Here is a 20,140-nt window from a genome sequence, read left to right on the forward strand (position 1 = left end):
CCCCTCAAGAGGGCAAAACAGCAAAATAAGAGCTCAAAATTTTTTAAAAAATAATAATAAGTGTTAGCTATCTCACATCGAAAATATGCTCTTTAGATAGATTTAGTGCTATCAAATACTTTAAAAGTATTTAAAATTAATTCAACGCTTACTTATCCAAAATCAAAATTGCTTGAGCGTGTTAGTAGGTATGTCCCTATACCTATATAAAAAGATCATCACCATAGTGTGCTGGTGCCAAAGCGCCACAAGCTACATAGCCTAAGCTCCACAGAGCTACAGCGCCTCTGCTTAACAGAGCTACTGCATCTCAGCGCTATATAGCCGCCGCTCTACAAGCTACAGGCCACTATGTGAAGGTTTGATAAAACAGCTAAAGGCAAAAAAGATAATAGGATCTGTTAGCCCTAACATACAGACACTTCTCACAAAGAGAAAAATATTTTTAACTGAAATACAAAAGGAGAGCGCCTCCTCCACTGTTTAAAGACATAGGATGAGAGAGCCAATCACATTATGTCAATTATCTTTAATGAGCAGGACAAAAGCTTTACTTTAACCAATGGCCGTATTCAGTACGTCATGCAGTTATTCTTAGAGGGCTATTTAGGTCATATTTACTTTGGCAAGGCCCTTAAGAGCTTCAACATTAAGCGCGCTTTTTATCAAACTGAGCGTGAAGGTGCCCCTAACCCAGCCAAGCACGCTGATGCTAGAATTTTCTCTTTAGATGTATTACCTCAAGAGTACTCTGTTTATGGCTCTGGTGATTTCCGTATTCCAGCATTAGAGGCTACTTTAGCTAATGGCACTACTACTTTAGATCTTCGCTACCACAGCCACGAGATTTTCTCTGGTAAAAAAGATTTAGCCAACCTCCCATCCTCTTATGCTAATAATGATGATGCTACTACCTTAGAAATTACTATGCGTGAGGTTGCTGGTGATTTAGAGGTTGTTCTTAGCTACACCATCTTTAATGATGTAGATGTCATTACTCGCCACGCACGTATCAAGAACTTAGGTCAAGACCCTATTGCTTTACGTAAGGCTGCCTCTTTAACCTTAGACTTCCCAACTGATGAAATGGATCGCATTTCTTTATGGGGCAAGCACGCTTTTGAGCGCAACATTGAAAGAACACCTTTAAACCACGGTATTGAAATTGCCGCTTCTTCTCGTGGCGCTACCTCTCACCAACACCAAAACTTCTTAGCTCTTTGTGATCGCACCACCACTGAGTTTACTGGCGATGTCTGGGGCTGCTCTTTAGTTTGGTCTGGTAACTTTGAGGCTGCCACCGAGGTTAACTCTTTTGGCAATACTCGCATGGTAATGGGCATCAATGGTTTTGACTTTAAGTGGATGTTAAACCACGATGAGACCTTTACTACTCCAGAGGCTGTATTAGTATTTAGTACCGACGGTCTCAATGGCATGAGCCAAAACTATCACCGCTTTGTACAAGACCACATTGTTCGTGGTGTACACAAGAATGCAGTACGTCCAGTTTTAGTAAACAGCTGGGAAGCTGCCTATATGAACTTTACTGAGGATAGCATTGTTAAGTTTGCTAAAGATGCAGTTAAGTTAGGTGCTGAGCTTATCGTTTTAGATGACGGCTGGTTTGGTGTACGTGATAAAGACAACTGCAGCTTAGGTGATTGGACTATTCTCAACCAAAAGAAATTACCAAATGGCATTAAAGGCTTATGCGATCGCATCCACGATTTAGGTGCTAAGTTTGGTCTTTGGGTTGAGCCTGAAATGGTATCACCAGACTCTGAGCTCTTCCGTGCTCACCCAGATTGGGCTATCGGTGTTCCAAACCACGAGCGCTACCAGCAACGTTGCCAATATGTACTTGACCTTTCCCGTCAAGATGTACGTGATTACATTGTTGAGTCTATTTGCCAAGTATTAGCCTCTGCTGACATTGATTACGTTAAGTGGGATATGAACCGTAACTTAACTGATATTGGTTCCTTTGCTTATGGTAAAGAGCAGCAGCAGGAAATTGCTACCCGTTTCGTATTTGGTGTCTACGACATTATGAAGCGCATCACTGAGGCTTTCCCTAATATGCTATTTGAAAGCTGCGCAGGTGGTGGCCGTCGCTTTGATATGGGTATTCTTTGCTATATGCCTCAGACCTGGACCTCTGATAATACCGATGAGGTTTGCCGTCAGAAGATCCAATATGGCACTTCCTTAATTTTCCCACCAATTACTATGGGTTGCCACGTTAGTGCTTGTCCAAACCATCAAGTTGGCCGCAGCACTCCAATGTTAAGCCGCTTTATTTGCGCTATGTCTGGCAGCTTTGGTTATGAAATGGATTTAGGCAAGTTACCAGAGGCTGAGCAAGCAGAGGTAGCACAACATATCGCTCTTTACAAAGAGTTACGTAATACCATTCAATTTGGTAACTTCTACCGTCTCATGTCTCCTTTTGAGGGCACTCAAAATGAGACCGCTTGGCAGTTCGTATCTAAAGATGGCAATGAAGTTATCTTGATGTACTTTAGAAACCTTTGCCAACCACAAGGCAATATTCGCAAGTTACGTTTAGTAGGCTTAGACGAGAATGCTACCTACGAGGTAACTCACCATATGTACAACCAATCATTAGCTTGCAATGCTTTAGACTACCTTTGTAACTACAAGTTAGAAGGCGATACCTTCAGCGGCGATGAACTCATGCACTTTGGTGTAAACATGGATAAGGTAGACCGTGACTTTGCAGCCTACTTAATTTCCTTCAAGCGTAAGTAATCTAGTTTACATTAAGCAACAAAGACCTTAAGCCCCAAGCTTAAGGCATTCCAAGGCCACTACGCATACTGCTAGTGGCCTTTTTTTCTGCCTCGCCCTAGCACCAGCATCAGCACCTGCATCAGCACCAGCACCAACATCCCATCAGCTGCAATTCCCAATCGCCCGCACCAGTACCAGCGCAAGCCCTAAGAGCCCAGGTCTTAACTAAATAGTTGCTGAGGCTACAAAACTTAATTTACGCTCCCTATAGGCCTTAGGAGTTACTCCTGTAACACTTTTAAAAACTTTGGCAAAGTGTGAAGAATGATTAAACAATAAGAGCTCTGCTATTTCATAAATAGGAGTGGCTGTTTGCACTAAGAGGCGCTTAGCTTCCTCTATTCTTTCATCACGCAAGCATTGGGTAATGGTCACATTAAAGTCTTCTATCAAGATGCGATCTAAATAATCAGCGTTTACTCCCAATTCTTTTGCTATTACGAGCCTATCTGTTTTTATATGAATACAGCGTTTAATTAACTCTCGCGCTTGTTGGCATAATAGTCTTGGTGGGTGTTTTTGCTGACGAGATACCTTTAAATCATGTACTAAACGAGCAAAGATAACTCCACTCTTAAATCCTATAAAAGCAGCATCTTTAGGGTTGGTACATCTTTCTATACCTAATATGAGATAGTCTGCCATAGTATAGGCCTGCTCTACACCAAGACCTCCAGCTACCGCAGCACGAGAGTTTAAAACCACTCCACAAATACCCAGATTTTGCGCACTACGTAATGGAGTATAAGCTAAAGTGCCATCTTGACCATTGCGATTAGAGTTTTGAGCTAACACATAGTCCTGAGCCTCACCTTGGGTAATAGCATCTAAGGCTCTTAACTCAAATAAATAGCTACTATGAGGCCTTTCATCAGGAACAACATCTACCCATTGCGGCATTAGGTGTTTAACCTCATCAAGCTCATTTAACACGCCCGCACCAAAATTAATATCTAAAGGTGGATTCTCCATTACTAAACGACGGGCACTAAAGGCAATGCTATCTAATTGAGTATTAATGGCCAGAGCTCTTAGGTTGTACACATCAGTACTATCATCACCTTTTAACACAGGCCCTACCATCAATATTGAGCTATCAGGGAAAAAATAACCACCAACATTTTGATCTTTACCAATAGCAAGAGGACAGCTTGAGCCTTTAATAGCATTTAAATATTGGCTAAATAATGTAGGGTTACTAAGTGACATATCATCGCCACCCCATGGAATCTTTTTAAATAAGACATTACCTGCTTTATCTGTCATAAAAACAGGACACTGCCCTATGTTGTAAAGTCCATTTAATAGTGGCTCAAACAAAGTTTTCATCCTAGTACCTCATCTAAACAAACCAATACTATTAGACTAGGCCACTTAGCCTAACATAGGCTAAGTGGCCCTATACTTACCAAAACAAAAAACGCAGACAATAAGCTTATTACCTACTATCTGCGTTAGTGTACCTGCTATGAGTATTAACTTATTTCTTATTATCCTTACTATCGTCCTTAGCAGTCTTTAATTGTTCCTGTGATCCATTCATATCTTGGAACATAAAGGTTGCCTCTTTAGGCTGATTGTAAGAAGTATTTAAGCCCATTAAAAAGCTTTGCATGGAGCTAAAGTCCCTAGGAATATTTAAGTTTTCTTCTTTATGTGGGTCGCTTATATACTCACTAGCAGGAATAATGGTTAAGATTTCCTCATCATCCTCTGGCTCAGAAACAGACTCAGTCTTAGGCTCAGTCCCTGACTTAGGCTCTATCTCAGCTCGTGACTCAGCCTTTGCCTCTGCCGCAGGCTCATTCATAGCTGCGCCACTTGCGCTCTTGCTTCCACTATCAGCGCTACTATTGCTAGTAGCATCAGCCTGGTTTATAGGGCAGTCCTCACCACTATCTTTATTAACCTGTAGCGATACCTCTGCCTCTTGCTTGCCATCCGAGCTGATATATTGCTTATCATCCGAGCTACTCTCTTGATTGCCCTCAGGAGTGCTATCTTGATTGCTCTCTGAATTACCCTTCGAGGAGCTATCTTGAACATCAGCTTGATCCTGTAAGGCAAGGTTTGAGTCATCACTTAACTCTTCTTCATTTAAAGTAGCAAAAGTTACATGGCGATGTACTATAGGACTTTGGTCTTGGCTATTAGCATCGTCAGACAATGAATCATCATTGTTATCATCCACTACAGTAAAGCCTTGGGACTTTTTGTGCTTATCCAGAGCGCTTTGTAGCATATCAAGCAAACCAAGTCTGATCTGCATTTGCTGCTCTAAGGTAAGATCCTTTGGGCTATTAGCATTATTGCCAGGTGCCTTTTGGCTATTTGATAAAGCATCTTTTAAGGACTTTGGCACAAAACTAAATGGTACTACATTTGCTGAATCATCAGCCTCATCAGCACCATCCTCAGGCGCAGCCTCATTAAGCGCTATACTTTCACGCTCAGCTCTTAGCTCTTTTTCCTTATTAAATTCATCCCAATCAATAGTAGGCTTACCTGTAATCTTACTTAAATCAGGCATTACCATAGTAGTAATCTTTTCATAAGCAACAGGCTCAACCTCTGGCTCTACCTTAGCAGTGTCCTCTACCTTTGGTGCTACTACAGTTTCTACCTCTGGTACTGCCTTTACCTCTGCCTTTTGCTCAGGCTCTGGCTCTACCTTAGCGGCATCCTCTACCTTTGGTGCTACTACAGTTTCTACCTCTGGTACTGCCTTTACCTCAACCTTTTGCTCAGGCTCTGGCTCTACCTTAGCAGCGTCCTCTACCTTTGGTGCTACTACAGTTTCTACCTCTGATGCTGCCTTTACCTCTGCCTTTTGCTCAGGCTCTGGCTCTACCTTAGCGGCATCCTCTACCTTTGGTGCTACTACAGTTTTAATCTCGGATGCTGACTTTACCTCTGCCTTTTGCTCAGGCTCTGGCTCTACCTTGGCGGCGTCCTCTACCTTTGGTGCTACTACAGTTTCTACCTCTGGTACTGCCTTTACCTCTGCCTTTTGCTCAGGCTCTGGCTCTACCTTAGCAGCGTCCTTGACATCAACAGCTATGGCCTCCTTTGGCTGGGGCTGAGGTTGTATCTCTTCTATCTTGGATGCATCTGCTGAGTGACTGTGAGCAAGAGCAAGCTGACTGTTATTGGATTTAAGGTCATACTCCATCTTTTCATAGAGAGCTTTCTTTAAATCATCAGTTAGCATTCCTTGATTGTCTAAAGAACTAATGCATGATTGGTAGAACCAAGCCACATCCTTAATTTGCAACTGTGAATTAGTATTATCAGCTGAACCATGTAACAGAATGTTAACCTTGCTAATGCGCTCATTAATACGTTGATCAATCACATTGCACAAGAACTTAAAGCGGCGCTTACCATCCTCGTCCAATGGTGTTTTAGGTACAAAAGCACTACTAGTATCAAAGATAGTCTCTACTGCCTTATTAGGTTCAATTTTAGAGTCAGAAGTATTTACACCACTTGGCTTAACAACAGTGTTTTCTACTTTTAAACTGGGATTATCCTTACTTGGCTCTGGAGAGGAAATAATAAAGGTACTCTCATTGCCATGTTTGTAAGTATTAGCTGGTGGCTCTTTATTTACTACAGGCTCATCAATATTAGTGGTCTTAATAATGGCAGTTCTACCAGTAGGTGTAACTGTAGCAGTAGAAAACGTACGGGCAGGTTTATTGTGAGCCTTATCCTCAGTGCTAGGAGACTGGGACAGTGTCTGTGACTGGCTCTCCTCTACCTTATTGGAGCTAGCATTCTGAGCTTGGTCAAAGACTGAGGATTCTTTGTGATCTGCTTGTTCTACTGTCTCTACTGGCTCTACTTGCTCTTTGTGAATTACTGCCTCTTGGTCTAAATCTGAGCTATCGCCTTGATCAACATCAGTAATATTACCTGTAATAAAATCATCTAAAGACTCATCATCGTCTGACTGATCAATGTCTTTTTGATGAATAAAGCTTTCCTTTTGAGGATCATAAGAGACATTAGTACTTGGCTCGACGCTTTCCACGCCAAACACAGTAGTACCAGTTTGCTCAGCTGCGGCATGAGAATTATCAAATAAAGAAAACTTCTTTTGACTACGCTCTTCATTACCTTGAGCAAGTTCTGATGCTACTTTAACTACATCCTTAGCCACAGAGGCAATCTCAACTGTAGCTAATGGGCCTTCTTCTTCTGAGGAGACAACAGTCTTATTCTCCTCAATGTGGCTGGCCAAGCGATCTTTTAACATGCTCTTTTCTAAATCAGCATCCAACTCTTTTTGAGCCTGCTTAAGCTCTTTGCCTGCTTCATGTAATAAAGGTGCTAAAGATGCAATCTTGGCGCTAGCAGCAGCAAAGGCAGCAATATTATCATTGCCACCTTCTTGGCTCATTTCTCTTACTAAAGTACCCTCATCACGAGGAATAGCCTTAGGAACAGAGCTATTAATAATTTCCACTGAGCCAGACTGACTATCTAAATTTCTGTTTTGATAATCGGTATTATAAGAATCCTTACCCTTAGTCTTAGCACCAGACATTAAGCTTGATAAAGGATTATTATCAACGACCTTATCTTGGTGAGTAATATTGTTCTTAATCCAAGATAGAGTATTTAAGGCTAGTAGGCGCTGCTCATAAGATGGCAATAAACCAATCAATTCTTCTTCAGAAAGATTAAAATCTGATACTGTAAGCTCGTTACCGCCTAGTAATAGCACTTTAATTAACAAGCGCCCCATGATCTCACATTGATCTTGGGCTCCCATTTCCATGCGTATGGCAGTTTGTATGGCCTGTCCAATATCTTGGTAGGTAAGTTCGCTAACAGCCTTTTTAGCCAATAAATCATGGGCAATCACATTGAGTATTTCAATGATGCGCTCTTGAGAAACAGGGCTGTGCTTACCATCTACAGCTGGCTCTAAGCTCTCTTTTTCAAGTTCCATATCCTTAGCCTTACCCAGGGCTACTTGGCTACCCTGGCTTACAGCCTGAGTGGAGGCCTGGCCTGAGGCATGGTTAGAAGTCTGGCTTTGAGCTAAAGATTGGAATTGGGCTTGGGCTTGCAATAAGGCATTGAACTTAGGGTCAATAGCCTCAGTACTTAGGAGCTCTTCTTTAGTAGGGTCATCATGCCTATCAAAAGAATCGTCCTCCATAAAGTAGCTATTATCTGCGCCTAATTGTTCAATATTCTTAAACTTATCTTTTAGAGCCTGCAAAGCAAGTTCTTGCTCACTTAAGGTAGTGCTAGCACTAGTGTCAGCCTTGCTTTTATCATCTTGGGTCAAGGAGCGCTGTTGATTTTTAACAATAGACTCGTATTTTTGGGCGCTTAACTTGCTAAGCTCCATGCCCATTTCTTGGGATAAGTTAGATACTTTGGTGACATTATCAATAAGCACTGCTAAGGCACTTAGCTGCTCACGGCCTAACAATTTAGTATTGTTAATTAATTCTAAAATTAAAGAGTTTAAGGTTGGGTGAAAAGGTAATGCCTCTAAAGTTTCAATACCATGCTCACTGGTAATTAACTTTAATAAAGATAAGGCCTCATGCTCGCTGCGCATAGCATCGCATTGTAACTTTGCCTGGGCTTGCTCCTCTTGCAAAGCATTACACTTATCTTTTAAAGCACCTAACTCCTGCTGTAATGCATTATGCTCATAATCATATTTAGCCTGTAGTACTTTAAGCTCTTGTTCGAGCACTATTTTGCTACTGGTAATGTCCTCTATTACTCCTTGAGATACTTGAGCCATTCTTTTTTCATGGGCAGCAACAATGAGACCTACCTTTTGGCAAAAATCTTGTTGTAAAGTTAATAGTTGGCTTTCTAAGCTGTCATCATTAATAGCAGCTTGAGTTCCATTAGTGTCGTTAGAGACCTTCATTAAGTTTTGCTGACGAATATGACCTTTAAAGCGCTCAATTACTACTTCATAATCATGGCTAGTTAAATTTGGAGCAATCTTAAGCAATTGATCGTAGGATGCAATTTCTCCTTTTTGATAGGAGCTTTTGAGCTCTAAATAGAGCTTATCTAAGATGTCATGTTGATCAAAAACACTTGGAGTCATATTAAAAAGGTCTCCTCTAACCCTATTTAGTCTAACGCTTAATAAGCAGTACTATTTTGCCCAAATATAATCTTTAGCCAGTAGTAATCTTGGAAGTATCACTAAGCTATGTAGTCCATTGTAAAACATAGCAAAAAATAAATCCTAATCTTACTTATTATAGAGTTACATATGGTAGTGATGGCATAGCAAACCCAGTATATTGGCATCTTATCCAAGGTCTCAACCAAGGCTCTTACTTTGATAATTTTGGTAAAGGAAATTATTAAAGCAATTAAATTAATTAATTATTAGGCTTTCGCCTATACTAAAAGAACAGCTTTGCTATTAATTGCGATATATATAGGATTTATAGTTGCAATTTGGGCTCAGAACATCCAAGTAACATATCTTCTTGGTCTCATGAAAAAACCTGACTTAAAGCATGTTAATGATAATTTGGTGAGCATTTATTAAAGGCTTTTAGTAAAATCACCATAGATTAATATTGTTTGGAGTTTAGGATCTATTTAAGCCATTTATTGCAGTGTTTTGGCCTGCTTTAGCCAAGATAGGCTTAAGAAAGAAATTTTTGTTTAAGAGCCCTCACCCTACTTTAGTTATAAGCACTCTTTTTTCTGGCTTATGGAGGCAGCATGATGAACTCTGCTCTTGTTGGTACTAAGCTACAACCAAATGCTATTAAAACTTTAAAAGCTTGCAACGAGCTATACGAGCCTTTAGAAAAAAGAGCTGGTTTAGCCCCCTATAGCAAACCCAACCATTCTGATAATAACAACTCTTGCGCCATGGCCAACAATCATAACGATCAACCAGATATTGCTAGTGCTATTAGCAATCAGCACCACGAGCACGCTCATAAGAGCCAAGTTCTGAGCAATAATGACAATATCACTCCATTTTTTGAATTTTCAGCTAAAACTTGGTCAACCTTTGCTCATAACAAGGATCAAGTAAACTTAACTGAAAGTGAACTACAAAAGTGTTTAGCTTTCAATGACAAAATATCCTTAGAGGAGGTATCCAATATTTACCTACCTTTAAGTCGTCTTTTACATATGTATGTCAGCTCCCGCCATGATCGCTCTACTATTATTCAGCAATTTTTAGGCAAGAGCATTGAAAGTGTTCCTTTCATTATTTCCATTTCTGGTTCAGTAGCTTGCGGTAAAACAACTACCGCTAATTTACTTAAACACTTAATTTCCTCTTGGGATAACGCCCCTAAAGTAGAGCTTATTACTACTGATGGCTTCTTATATCCTAATAAAATCTTACATGAGCGCCATATCGAAGCTAAAAAAGGCTTCCCTATTTCCTATGATGTTAAAGCGCTAATGACCTTCTTGCATAAGCTTAAAAATGGCGAGCCTAACTTAAAAGTACCTGTTTATTCTCACCTTTATTATGATGTGATTCCTGATGAGTACATAGTGGTAGATCGCCCTGACATCCTTATTTTAGAGGGCGTTAATGTGCTACAAAACGGCGCAGACTATCCTACTATTCGTAATAAGGTCTTTATCTCTGACTTTATCGACTTTTCTATTTATGTTGATGCCGAAGAGGAATGTTTAGTTAAGTGGTATGTAGATCGCTTCTTAAAATTGCGTGAAAGCACCTTTAACAACCCTAATAGCTATTTCCATCGCTACTCTCGCATGACTTATGATGATGCTGAGGCTTTGGCTTACACTATTTGGAGTGCGGTTAACCACGATAACTTAATTGAAAATATTCTGCCTTGTCGTAATCGTGCCAACTTAATCTTGCACAAAGGCCCAAATCATACTGTTGATAAAGTATATTTACGCAAGTAAACAAAAAGCTCCTCAATTGAGGAGCTTTTTTGATTAATGAATAGAAGCAATATGTCCTGAACGTATAGCTGTACGTCCTACATTACTATCTAAAATTAGTTCACCTTGGCGATTTACACCAGCAACACGACCTACTACGCTACGGTGAGATGAAATAGCCACCTCAACATTGCGGCCCATTAAAATATCGTGACGCATCCAGTTATCAATAAAGGAACTTAAGCCACTCTTAGCAAAAGTTCTAGCAACGTACTTAATCTCGTTAATCAGAGCAATACAAATATCATTACGCTTAAAATCGTAGCCCATTTCCTCAAGATTGGTATAAGGGCGATCAATGACTTTGGCAATGCTCTTAGAGTTATGAACGTTTAAACCTACACCTACGATAGCAAACACACTACCATCAACACTAGGCACAGACTCAATTAAAATACCAGCTAGCTTCTTATCCTGATAAACCACATCGTTTGGCCACTTAAGCTTTACGTCTTTAACGCCTGCAAATTCCAATGCTGTTACTGTAGCCACGCCAATTGCTAAGGAAAAGCCAAGCAAATGCTGATGGGATGGAAACTTAAAGGCCATAGACAGCATGATATTAGAGCCAATGGAGGTATGCCATTTGGTACCACGCAGTGAGCGACCCTCAGTTTGAATTTCAGCTACCAAGGCATCGCCAGTCACTAAATTATCTTTTTCTTCAATTAACTCTAAATTAGTTGAAGTAGTGACATCTTTAAGCGCAAAACGACCACGCTGGCTAATACCCTCGTAAATAACCTTAGGATCAAGCAAGTCTAGCTTTTTATATAAAGCTAAATACTCACCATCTTGGAATAATAAAGGCTCGATTTCATTAACTAATACAGCAGTATCTTGCAGCTCTTGCACAGAAATAGATAAAGATGAACATAAAACTTGATAGTTCACCCTCAAGTTTTCATCCCTATTGATATATCTTAATAAGGGCATAACAAATCTTAGATCTGTTCCCATGCTTTTTCTCCGTGCTTGCCGTAGAGGCGAACCTCAGGTACAAGATCAATTGCAAACTTACTTTTAACTTCAGCACTAATATACTTAGCTAGTGCTACTATCTCGTGAGGTTTAGCATTACCTAAGTTAACAATGACTAAGGCTTGCTGACCCCAAGTACCTACTTGACCGTGTTTAATACCACGGCAATTGGCTTTATCAATTAACCAGCCTGCTGCTAGCTTATAGTTGCCGTTATCAGCTGGATAAAAAGGTAATGAGCCAAATTCATTTTGTAAATCCTTAAGCTTGGCACTATCAACATAAGGATTTTTAAAAAAGCACCCTGCATTACCTACAAACTTAGGATTAGGTAACTTTTCATTTCTTAATGCTATCACACGCTCTCGCAAAGAAAGGGCATCATTAAATACATAACTTTGTAAACCTGCATAGTTTTGTACAGGCTTAAAGCACTTTGGTAGCTTAAAATTTACATAAGTAATGAAACAAGAGCGATGTGAGTACTCTTTAAAAATGGAATAACGGTAGTCAAAACAGCATTCTTGGGCACTTAAGCAACTTTTTTTCAAAGTTTTAAGATCAATAACCTCAACACTTTGTATTAAGCTACCAATTTCAACTCCATAGGCTCCCACATTCTGAATAGGAGCAGCACCTACAGTGCCTGGTATTAAAGATAAATTCTCTAATCCACTTATACCCTGATTAAGTAAAGTTACGATTAAATCATCTAAAATTAAACCACCGCCTGCTCTGACCTTATAGCAATCTATCTCCTCTTTAATCTCTAATCCTGCAATCTTATTGATTAATACAGTGCCTGCAAAATCTTCCGTAAACAGCACATCAGAGCCACCGCCTAAAATTATATAAGGCTCAGTTACAGGAGCGGTTAAATCATCAACACTATTGATTTCCCTGCCTTCTTGGGCATATACGGTCAAATTAAAAGTATTGTAATTTTTAAGATTAAACATCTAACTAAGGGCTCTTAATTTTAACTTGAGATACGCTCGATGGTGCCGCCTAAAGCACGAATCTTACGCTCAATATGCTCATAGCCACGATCCATGTGGTAAATACGATCAACCACAGTAGTACCTTGAGCAACTAAACCTGCTATCACTAAAGAGGCAGAGGCTCTTAAGTCAGTAGCCATTACCTGAGCGCCTTTGAGGGTGTCCACACCAATACAATGTACGCTATTTCCTTGAATGGACAAATTAGCTCCCATGCGAATGAGCTCTGGTACATGCATAAAACGATTTTCAAAAATGGTCTCAGTAATAGAGCTTGAACCCTTAGCTAAAGCATTAAGCACCATAAATTGAGCTTGCATGTCGGTAGGAAAGCCAGGATGTGGAGCGGTAATAATATCTACAGGTAAGATATCGCGATTACGCATATCTAAGTAAATACTATTGTCTTTGACCTCAACTAAAGCATTAGCCTTCTTTAATTTAACTAATACAGGGTCTAAAGTAGATGGCAAGATATTGTGGCACACGACCTCGCCATGGCTTGCCATAGCAGCAATTAAATAAGTGCCAGCTTCAATACGATCGGAAACAATAGAGTACTCACACTCATGTAGCTTTTCTACGCCCTCAATAGTAATAGTATCGCTACCTTCGCCTTTAATATTAGCACCCATGGCCTTTAAGAACAGAGCTAAATCTACAATCTCCGGCTCACGAGCAGCATTTTCAATAATAGTGGTACCCTGCGCTAAGCTTGCGGCCATCATGAGGTTTTCTGTGCCAGTTACAGACACCTTATCCATCATAATAGTAGCACCATGCAAGCGGCCATCATGGGTAGAGGAGCGAATGTAACCGTCGGTTAACTCAAATTGAGCACCCATTTCTTGTAGACCTTTAACATGTAAGTCTACAGGACGAGCACCAATAGCGCAGCCACCTGGTAAGGAAACTTCAGCTGCACCTAAATAAGCAGTTAATGGACCTAAAGCCAAAATAGAGGCTCTCATGGTCTTTACTAACTCATAAGGAGCAATATTGCTAGTAACAGCATTACTGATCTTAAAAGAGTTATCGCCTATTTGCTCATAGCTCTTGCCCATCATAGTTAAAAGCTTAAAGCAGGTTTTAACATCTCTTAAGTCAGGCACATTGTGTAAAATTACAGTTTCACTGGTTAACAAAGTAGCTAAGATAATAGGTAAAGCCGCATTCTTAGCTCCTGAAATATTAACTTCTCCCTGTAATGCCTTGCCACCAACAATTTCAAACTTATCCAAAGTTAAACCTCAACAAAACGTTCTTGCTAACCTCTTCCAATAAACACCATTAAGATACGTATTGGAAGAAGCAACTAAAATAAACAACTACACCAAGAAATGCTCTAGGCAAGTTTTAGCTTGGCTTAGTATTAACAGCGCTATAGTTAATTAAAATAAACTTCAAGCAACATCCCATAAAAACCCCTTATTTTAACAGTCTTTTCAAGATATTGCCTATAGTACAATTATCAGCCTCAACAAAAGTCCAAAACTTAAGTATAAGACAATCAATGCCTAACTAAGTTCCTTTACCCATCCCAAGGCTATTATCTGCGCAAGCGCAAGCTCTGGCGCTAGCGCTAGCGCTGCTAAGCTGCGCACGGAGCTAGCGCCAGAGCGCTGGCTGTGCCTGTGCTGGCTGTGCCTGCGCTGGGGTAAAAAAAACCGCTCAAGATTGCTTAATCAAGAGCGGTTTAATTGTGAGCAGTAATCAATTACTCACCAGTTTTGTAAACATGATCAAATGGAGTTTCTTGATAAATGTAATTAACCCAATTACTAAATAAGAGCGCTCCATGTGAACGCCAAGTACAGCGAGGCTGTAAGCTTGGATCATCATGAGGGAAATAATTTTTTGGCACTATAGGGTTTAAGCCTGCATTAAGGTCACGACGGTACTCATCAGCTAGTGTACCTGCATCATACTCAGGGTGACCTGTTACATAAACCTGTCTCTTGTCACGAGAGCAAGCTAAAAATACTCCAGCCTCATCAGAGTCAGCCAAAATAACTAAGTCAGTATTACTATCAATTACATTAGTTGGGAAATCTATAAAGCGTGACTGTGGTGCCAGAAAATAATCGTCAAAGCCACGAGTTAGCGCATTAACACTATTTGTGGTCTTATGCCAATAAACACCCGAGAGCTTTTGCTCACGATTAATCAGTGGAATGTCATAAAAATGCTTAAGCGCAGCGGCTACTCCCCAACAAGAAAACAAAGTTGAGGTGACATGGGTAGTTGACCAATTTAAGATTTCTTGAAGCTTAGACCAATAAGTCACATCGTCAAAATCAGTTTTATCTAAAGGTGCTCCTGTAATGATCAGACCATCGTAATAACGTTTTTTAACATCAGCAAAATCTTTATAGAAAGTATCTAAATGGGATTGCGGAGTATTTTTAGAAACATGATGATCAATACGCAATAACTCAATATTCACCTGAATCGGGGTGCTAGAAAGCTTGCGCATATACTGGATCTCAGTAACAATCTTCTTTGGCATTAAATTTAAAAAGAGCAACTCTAAAGGACGAATGTCTTGATGTTCTGCACGATCTTGAGTCATGACAAAAACATGCTCTGAGGTTAACACGCTAGCAGCAGGCAAACCATTAGGAATATTAATAGGCATGAATTGCTCCTTAATACAAAAGACTTTCCTACAATACAAACATTAACAAAGCCTGAGCAATAAAAGTTACTTTATCAGCTTTGAGGGCAAGTGTATTTTTGCTTAGCTTATCACAGCCCTTATACAATGAAGCTTTCTTACCATAAGAGAGCAAATTTTATTATTAGTTTAGCCAAATTATGCGCTAGGATAATAGCAAAGCGTTTCTATGAGTTTAGTATTTTGAGGTGGATATGAGAATTGAGTTGATATCAACAGGCGATGAAGTCATTACAGGCAACATCGATGACACTAATGCCAGTTTCCTCTCTCGTGAATTGTTTGAAGCTGGATTACAAGTTGATAGAAGACATACTAGCGGTGATTCACTTACAGAGCTAATGGAGCTCTTTTACCAAGTGTCACAAAAAGAGGCTATTGTTATTGCCACTGGCGGTATGGGCCCTACCAATGATGACCTTACTACCGAGGCTATAGCCAAAGTAGCCAATGTGCCTTTGCAGTTAAATACCACCTGGTATGAAAGAATGAAGGCATGGTTTGATAATAGAGGACGCTTTATGGCTCACTCTAACTTAAAACAAGCTATGCTTCCTCAAGGCGCTATCATGATTGATAATCCTACTGGTACTGCCTGTGGTTTTGCTATCAAGGTAAATCAAGCGCTCTTTATCTTTTTACCAGGAGTACCACGTGAGCTTAAAGCCATGTGGGAAAGCTCAGTTAAAGAGATGGTAATTTCCTACACTAACGACACTGTTCCTCGTACTCACTTAATCAAGCTCTTTTTAATGGGTATAGGCGAGTCTACCCTCATGAGTAAGCTTGCTCCTATTGAGTTGCCACAAGGCATTACTATTGGAGATAGAGCTATTTATCCTTTTATCGAGCTTAAGATTATTGGTCATGATGCTAGCGATCAGGATATGTTTGAGGTATTAGGACAAGTAATGAACATTGTCTCACCTTACTATGTTTGTCGTGATCACTACTCTTTAATTGAATCCCTTAATGCTCATAAAATTCAGCTTAATGCCATTAATGCTATTGATGGTGTAACCCGTGGCTGGCTGCTTATTCATATGCAAGAGCTCTTTAAGAACTTTGTTGCTTGTTCGGTGTTAAATGCCACTAATAACGAGCTTAACGAGCAAGAAAAAGGCTATATTGCTAAGCACTTAGAGCATGCTCCTAACTTTAATAAAATTTCCTTACTCCCATGCCAGCAAGCTATCGATGTTAGCTTACTAAAAGAATATCCTTATTGTTATGAATTTTCTTTTAATCTAGATTACAAGCAAGAGGATGATGGACACAATCTTACAGGACGCTATTTAATTGCCCTCAAAGAAGATGTTAACAGCCATGCCCTCTATAGTCGTAACCGTGATTTCTTAGCCCACTTATGCTGTGTTGAGCTTTATAAACTCTTGGTTAACGAGCCTACCATTACTCCAGAGGACTGCAAGATCTTAATGCTCGATTGCAAGAGATCTTCATACCATCTTAGCAAATAGCAACCTTTGATTTAAGACATGAAAAAAGGGGCTAACGTGCCCCTTTTTTCTTATGAATGAATAATACTAAAGTAATTGCGATAGTATTCAGCCGCCATGGCCGCAGAACTATGGAGTTCAGCTTCATTATGACCATTAGAGACAAAGCTATAATACAATTCTCTATCTTTCTTTAAAGTCAAAATATAATCAGCCAAGCTCTCAGCATCACCTGCCTCAATTAAAAAGCCATTTTTGCCATCCTCAATAAGATCAGGAATACCTCCTACATTAGAGGCTACAATAGGCACACCTTGCTCCATAACATCAAGCAAAATGCCAGCTGAACTTTCAGTGTTGGCTGGATAAGCAAAGACATCAAAAGCCTTAATATAATCGACATAGTTGCGCTTGAAACCAATGAATTTGACATTAGGCATGTCTTTGGCGTGTCTTCTTAACAGCACAATATCATCACCAGCGCCGACAAATACCACTAAGAGCTCTGGAATTTTGTTTTTCAGGATTTTAGCAGCATCAATTAATACTGATTGTCCTTTTTGTCTATTGATTAAAGGAGCTACGTTGCCGACCACAAAACGATTAGCTAATGACTTTCTAAAGTTGCTAACCAGCTTTTCATTAGGCTCTAAACGAGAAGAACAATCGCTAATTAACTGTACTTCTTTTTGCAAAAACTGCGATAAGACCTCGGTGAACTCTTTAGATACACACACTACACTTGAAGCACTTTTATAAGCTGCTTTAAGCATAAAATGATTGACCAGGTAATCTTCATCACGAACAGTAACCACATAGCGTGTGCCACGCAAAATATAATGCACCAAAGCCCATTGGATGCCTTGAGGATCATGAGCATGAACCACATTATAGGTACTACCTACTCTAAAATGGCCAGAAAAGCGCGGATCAGAAAAACCTCTAATGCGTATGACCTTGAGCCCCTTAACACCATCAAGGTGAAAAGGTAAAGGACTATCATCTCGGCAAACTAAAGCTTGAGGCACACCAAGATGAGAGAGTTCCTTAATCAAAAGCTCAATTTGTCGCTCACAACCACGATAACCTCGTGCCAAGCTGACATGTGCCACACCAAGCCTTTTAGAACCAGACATTAAACTCTCCTACCTACCAAAACTTTCCTGCAAATGAGAAGAAATCCAACTCCACTCACAGTTGAGTCTAGCATTACATATACCCACTCATGCACAATGGCGTATATGTAAACTGCATGTGATAAAAATAATTTCTTAGAGTTAATCTAAGACTACAAAGATTTTAGTAATAAATTTGATGTTTAGAGCGTTCTTGGTACATTAGAATTAGGATTGGTGCCTAATAAATCAAACATACGACGACGCTGCTGTAACAAGAGCTTGTTTTTGTCTAAAACATCAGACATAAAATAATAAAACAAGCTTACCATAGCACAAACTGGATTAGAGCCATTTCTATAAAGGATAACATCCCATGGCTTAGGAGTACCTTGACCTAATAAATGGCCTAAATCTCTTTCATAAGATAGTACATTAACTACAAATTTATTATAGTCATTGCGTTGAGGTAAAAAGAGCTGATGAGCCTCATTTTCATTACGAGACAAAGTCATTAGATAAGAGTCCTTTTGCGCTAATGACATCTCACACTCTAAGTTAGCATTTTGAATGAGATATAAGCTATCCTCAAGCTGCGGCAAAGTAGATAAAAAGAAAAAGGACTCAACCATATTATTCTGAGGATTAAGACGCTTAATACAAACTACAGTCTGCATATCCTCAGAGATCTCATCTAATAAGTCAAAATAGCTATCAATCCTATCAATTAAGATCTTAGCATTAGAGGTTGAAGCTAAGCGAGCATCAAATTGACTTAACACTTCTGGTGGCAAATGATTTAGTGACAGCAAATAATCATAGCCATTAAGAACTAATTGATCTGCACATAAGAATAATAAAGGTCTTGGGCCTAAGATAAGACCATGATCTAAACCCAAGCAAGGCAAATAGGCACCTAAATCCTTATGATTTAAGCCGTGAAAAGCTGAGGCTGTCCCTAACGATGCACCTTGGCCAATGCTAGGCTGAATAGCTCTAAGTGCCTCTGGAGGATTAAGTTTGGTTGCTACCTTAGCTCTAGTAAAGAAATTTTTGTAAAAACCATCTAGGTGCTCGTAATTAACCAGACGCATTACTGATCTACAGTTAGCTACGCTGATACGATAACGAGGGTGCAACATAGCAGGCAATAGCAACTGCAAATACTGATTAGCATAATTAGAATAAGCAGTAATGCTATTTAAATCTTTCAAACCGCACATTAGTGCCATAACGCAAATAGTTAGTGCAGTATCAAAGCGCAGAATATAAGAGCTCTGTCCCTTAACAGCATAAGAGTTTGATACGGCACTAAAAGCTTGAAAGACCTTTAGTAAGGTGGGATTTTGATAAATCTCAGATTGCTTGAGCTTTAAAAAAGCATCCACTACGTGCAAAGAGTAATCAACCATCTCATCTTGGTTAGAGCCATCGCTCATCGCAAGCTCAGCTAGCTTATTAAAAAGAGCTGGGTAATTCTGCTCAACTTCCTGCAAAGTACTTTCAATGACATCATTGCCTAAAAGACTTCTTAAAAGAGTGGCATAAATCTGATTCAAGGGCGCAGCTCCTTCTTAACCTAGCACTTAATGAGAACAGAAGATTAATGTCAGCAAATAATCATAAGCTATGACATCTGCTCCAACATCTAATATTACAAATATTTCAATTGCAAAAACAGGGCCGCATATGCCCTATTAATATCACTAATTCTATTCTAAATCCTTAGATCAGCAATGTGAACTATTAGCAAGCTAAAGCGTGATATTTTGTTAAAAGACTAAGAGCGATGATAGTTTTAGATACAAAAAAACCACCGTTAGGTGGTTGCTGCTATGAGTTAGCTACTCGCTACTATGCGTTAGCTCGTGGCTACTGTATAAAGTGTAGATACAAAAAAACCACCGTTAGGTGGTTGATTTGATAAAAGATGGCGGAACGGACGGGGCTCGAACCCGCGACCTCCTGCGTGACAGGCAGGCATTCTAACCAGCTGAACTACCGCTCCGCATAAAATTAAGCCTGGCGATGACCTACTCTCGCACAATCGTACGTTGCACTACCATCGGCGTGACTACATTTCACTTCTGTGTTCGGAATGGGGACAGGTGGGTCTATAGCACTATGGTCGCCAAGCAA

General features: G+C 39.8%; 11 protein-coding genes, 1 tRNA gene and 1 rRNA gene. 3 read left to right on the plus strand and 10 right to left on the minus strand.

The features are described 5' to 3' along the window. Nucleotides 1-516 precede the first annotated feature (516 nt). Nucleotides 517-2,775: an alpha-galactosidase gene (locus MXE38_RS09820; RefSeq protein WP_246914329.1), complete on the plus strand. Its 2,259-nt coding sequence runs from the start codon at nt 517-519 to the stop codon at nt 2,773-2,775. Between the two features lie 207 nt (nt 2,776-2,982). On the opposite strand, the gene MXE38_RS09825 is transcribed toward MXE38_RS09820, so the two are convergent. After that, nucleotides 2,983-4,146, minus strand: a complete 1,164-nt coding sequence (locus tag MXE38_RS09825) for a helix-turn-helix domain-containing protein (RefSeq protein ID WP_246914330.1) — start codon at nt 4,144-4,146, stop codon at nt 2,983-2,985. Nucleotides 4,147-4,297: 151 nt separating this feature from the next. Continuing rightward, nucleotides 4,298-8,911 carry a hypothetical protein gene (locus MXE38_RS09830; RefSeq protein ID WP_246914331.1) on the minus strand — a complete coding sequence of 1,538 codons (4,614 nt, stop codon included), beginning with the start codon at nt 8,909-8,911 and terminating at the stop codon, nt 4,298-4,300. A gap of 635 nt (nt 8,912-9,546) precedes the next feature. Between MXE38_RS09830 and coaA the strand changes: the two genes are divergently transcribed. Then, nucleotides 9,547-10,731, plus strand: a complete 1,185-nt coding sequence (gene coaA / locus MXE38_RS09835; RefSeq protein WP_246914332.1) for a type I pantothenate kinase — start codon at nt 9,547-9,549, stop codon at nt 10,729-10,731. Nucleotides 10,732-10,764: 33 nt separating this feature from the next. Here coaA and MXE38_RS09840 read toward each other — a convergent pair whose 3' ends face one another. From MXE38_RS09840 to metA, 4 genes are all read right to left on the minus strand, one after another. Continuing rightward, nucleotides 10,765-11,664, minus strand: coding sequence for a biotin--[acetyl-CoA-carboxylase] ligase (locus MXE38_RS09840; protein ID WP_246914334.1), 900 nt, complete (start codon nt 11,662-11,664; stop codon nt 10,765-10,767). A 50-nt stretch (nt 11,665-11,714) separates the two neighbouring features. Continuing rightward, nucleotides 11,715-12,710 carry a UDP-N-acetylmuramate dehydrogenase gene (gene murB / locus MXE38_RS09845; protein WP_246914335.1) on the minus strand — a complete coding sequence of 332 codons (996 nt, stop codon included), beginning with the start codon at nt 12,708-12,710 and terminating at the stop codon, nt 11,715-11,717. A 20-nt stretch (nt 12,711-12,730) separates the two neighbouring features. Next, the gene (murA, locus tag MXE38_RS09850; protein WP_246914336.1) at nt 12,731-13,993 is read right to left on the minus strand and encodes a UDP-N-acetylglucosamine 1-carboxyvinyltransferase; all 1,263 of its coding nucleotides are present in this window, start codon (nt 13,991-13,993) and stop codon (nt 12,731-12,733) included. Nucleotides 13,994-14,469: 476 nt separating this feature from the next. Further along, the gene (gene metA / locus MXE38_RS09855) at nt 14,470-15,390 is read right to left on the minus strand and encodes a homoserine O-succinyltransferase (protein WP_246914337.1); all 921 of its coding nucleotides are present in this window, start codon (nt 15,388-15,390) and stop codon (nt 14,470-14,472) included. Nucleotides 15,391-15,623: 233 nt separating this feature from the next. Here metA and MXE38_RS09860 point away from each other — a divergent pair, with 233 nt between their 5' ends. Continuing rightward, nucleotides 15,624-16,907 (plus strand): molybdopterin-binding protein, encoded by a 1,284-nt coding sequence (locus tag MXE38_RS09860; RefSeq protein ID WP_246914338.1) that lies wholly within the window; start codon nt 15,624-15,626, stop codon nt 16,905-16,907. Between the two features lie 50 nt (nt 16,908-16,957). On the opposite strand, the gene MXE38_RS09865 is transcribed toward MXE38_RS09860, so the two are convergent. The 4 genes from MXE38_RS09865 to rrf form a co-directional block, all read right to left on the minus strand. After that, nucleotides 16,958-18,022 carry a glycosyltransferase family 4 protein gene (locus tag MXE38_RS09865; RefSeq protein ID WP_246914339.1) on the minus strand — a complete coding sequence of 355 codons (1,065 nt, stop codon included), beginning with the start codon at nt 18,020-18,022 and terminating at the stop codon, nt 16,958-16,960. A 182-nt stretch (nt 18,023-18,204) separates the two neighbouring features. Continuing rightward, nucleotides 18,205-19,560: a hypothetical protein gene (locus MXE38_RS09870; protein ID WP_246914340.1), complete on the minus strand. Its 1,356-nt coding sequence runs from the start codon at nt 19,558-19,560 to the stop codon at nt 18,205-18,207. A gap of 372 nt (nt 19,561-19,932) precedes the next feature. Beyond that, nucleotides 19,933-20,009 (minus strand) — tRNA-Asp (locus tag MXE38_RS09875). 12 nt (nt 20,010-20,021) lie between these two features. Further along, nucleotides 20,022-20,137, minus strand: a 5S ribosomal RNA gene (rrf, locus tag MXE38_RS09880). Between the last annotated feature and the right edge of the window lie 3 nt (nt 20,138-20,140).

It is taken from the genome of Anaerobiospirillum sp. NML120448, from assembly GCF_023050945.1.
Classification (GTDB): domain Bacteria; phylum Pseudomonadota; class Gammaproteobacteria; order Enterobacterales; family Succinivibrionaceae; genus Anaerobiospirillum.

What these genes read in the sequence shown, in the direction of transcription:
- MXE38_RS09820 (WP_246914329.1), top strand. Translation starts at nt 517, where the DNA reads ATGTCAATTATCTTTAATGAGCAGGACAAAAGCTTTACTTTAACCAAT.
- MXE38_RS09825 (WP_246914330.1), bottom strand. Translation starts at nt 4,146, where the DNA reads ATGAAAACTTTGTTTGAGCCACTATTAAATGGACTTTACAACATAGGG.
- MXE38_RS09830 (WP_246914331.1), bottom strand. Translation starts at nt 8,911, where the DNA reads ATGACTCCAAGTGTTTTTGATCAACATGACATCTTAGATAAGCTCTAT.
- coaA (WP_246914332.1), top strand. Translation starts at nt 9,547, where the DNA reads ATGATGAACTCTGCTCTTGTTGGTACTAAGCTACAACCAAATGCTATT.
- murB (WP_246914335.1), bottom strand. Translation starts at nt 12,710, where the DNA reads ATGTTTAATCTTAAAAATTACAATACTTTTAATTTGACCGTATATGCC.
- metA (WP_246914337.1), bottom strand. Translation starts at nt 15,390, where the DNA reads ATGCCTATTAATATTCCTAATGGTTTGCCTGCTGCTAGCGTGTTAACC.
- MXE38_RS09860 (WP_246914338.1), top strand. Translation starts at nt 15,624, where the DNA reads ATGAGAATTGAGTTGATATCAACAGGCGATGAAGTCATTACAGGCAAC.
- MXE38_RS09865 (WP_246914339.1), bottom strand. Translation starts at nt 18,022, where the DNA reads ATGTCTGGTTCTAAAAGGCTTGGTGTGGCACATGTCAGCTTGGCACGA.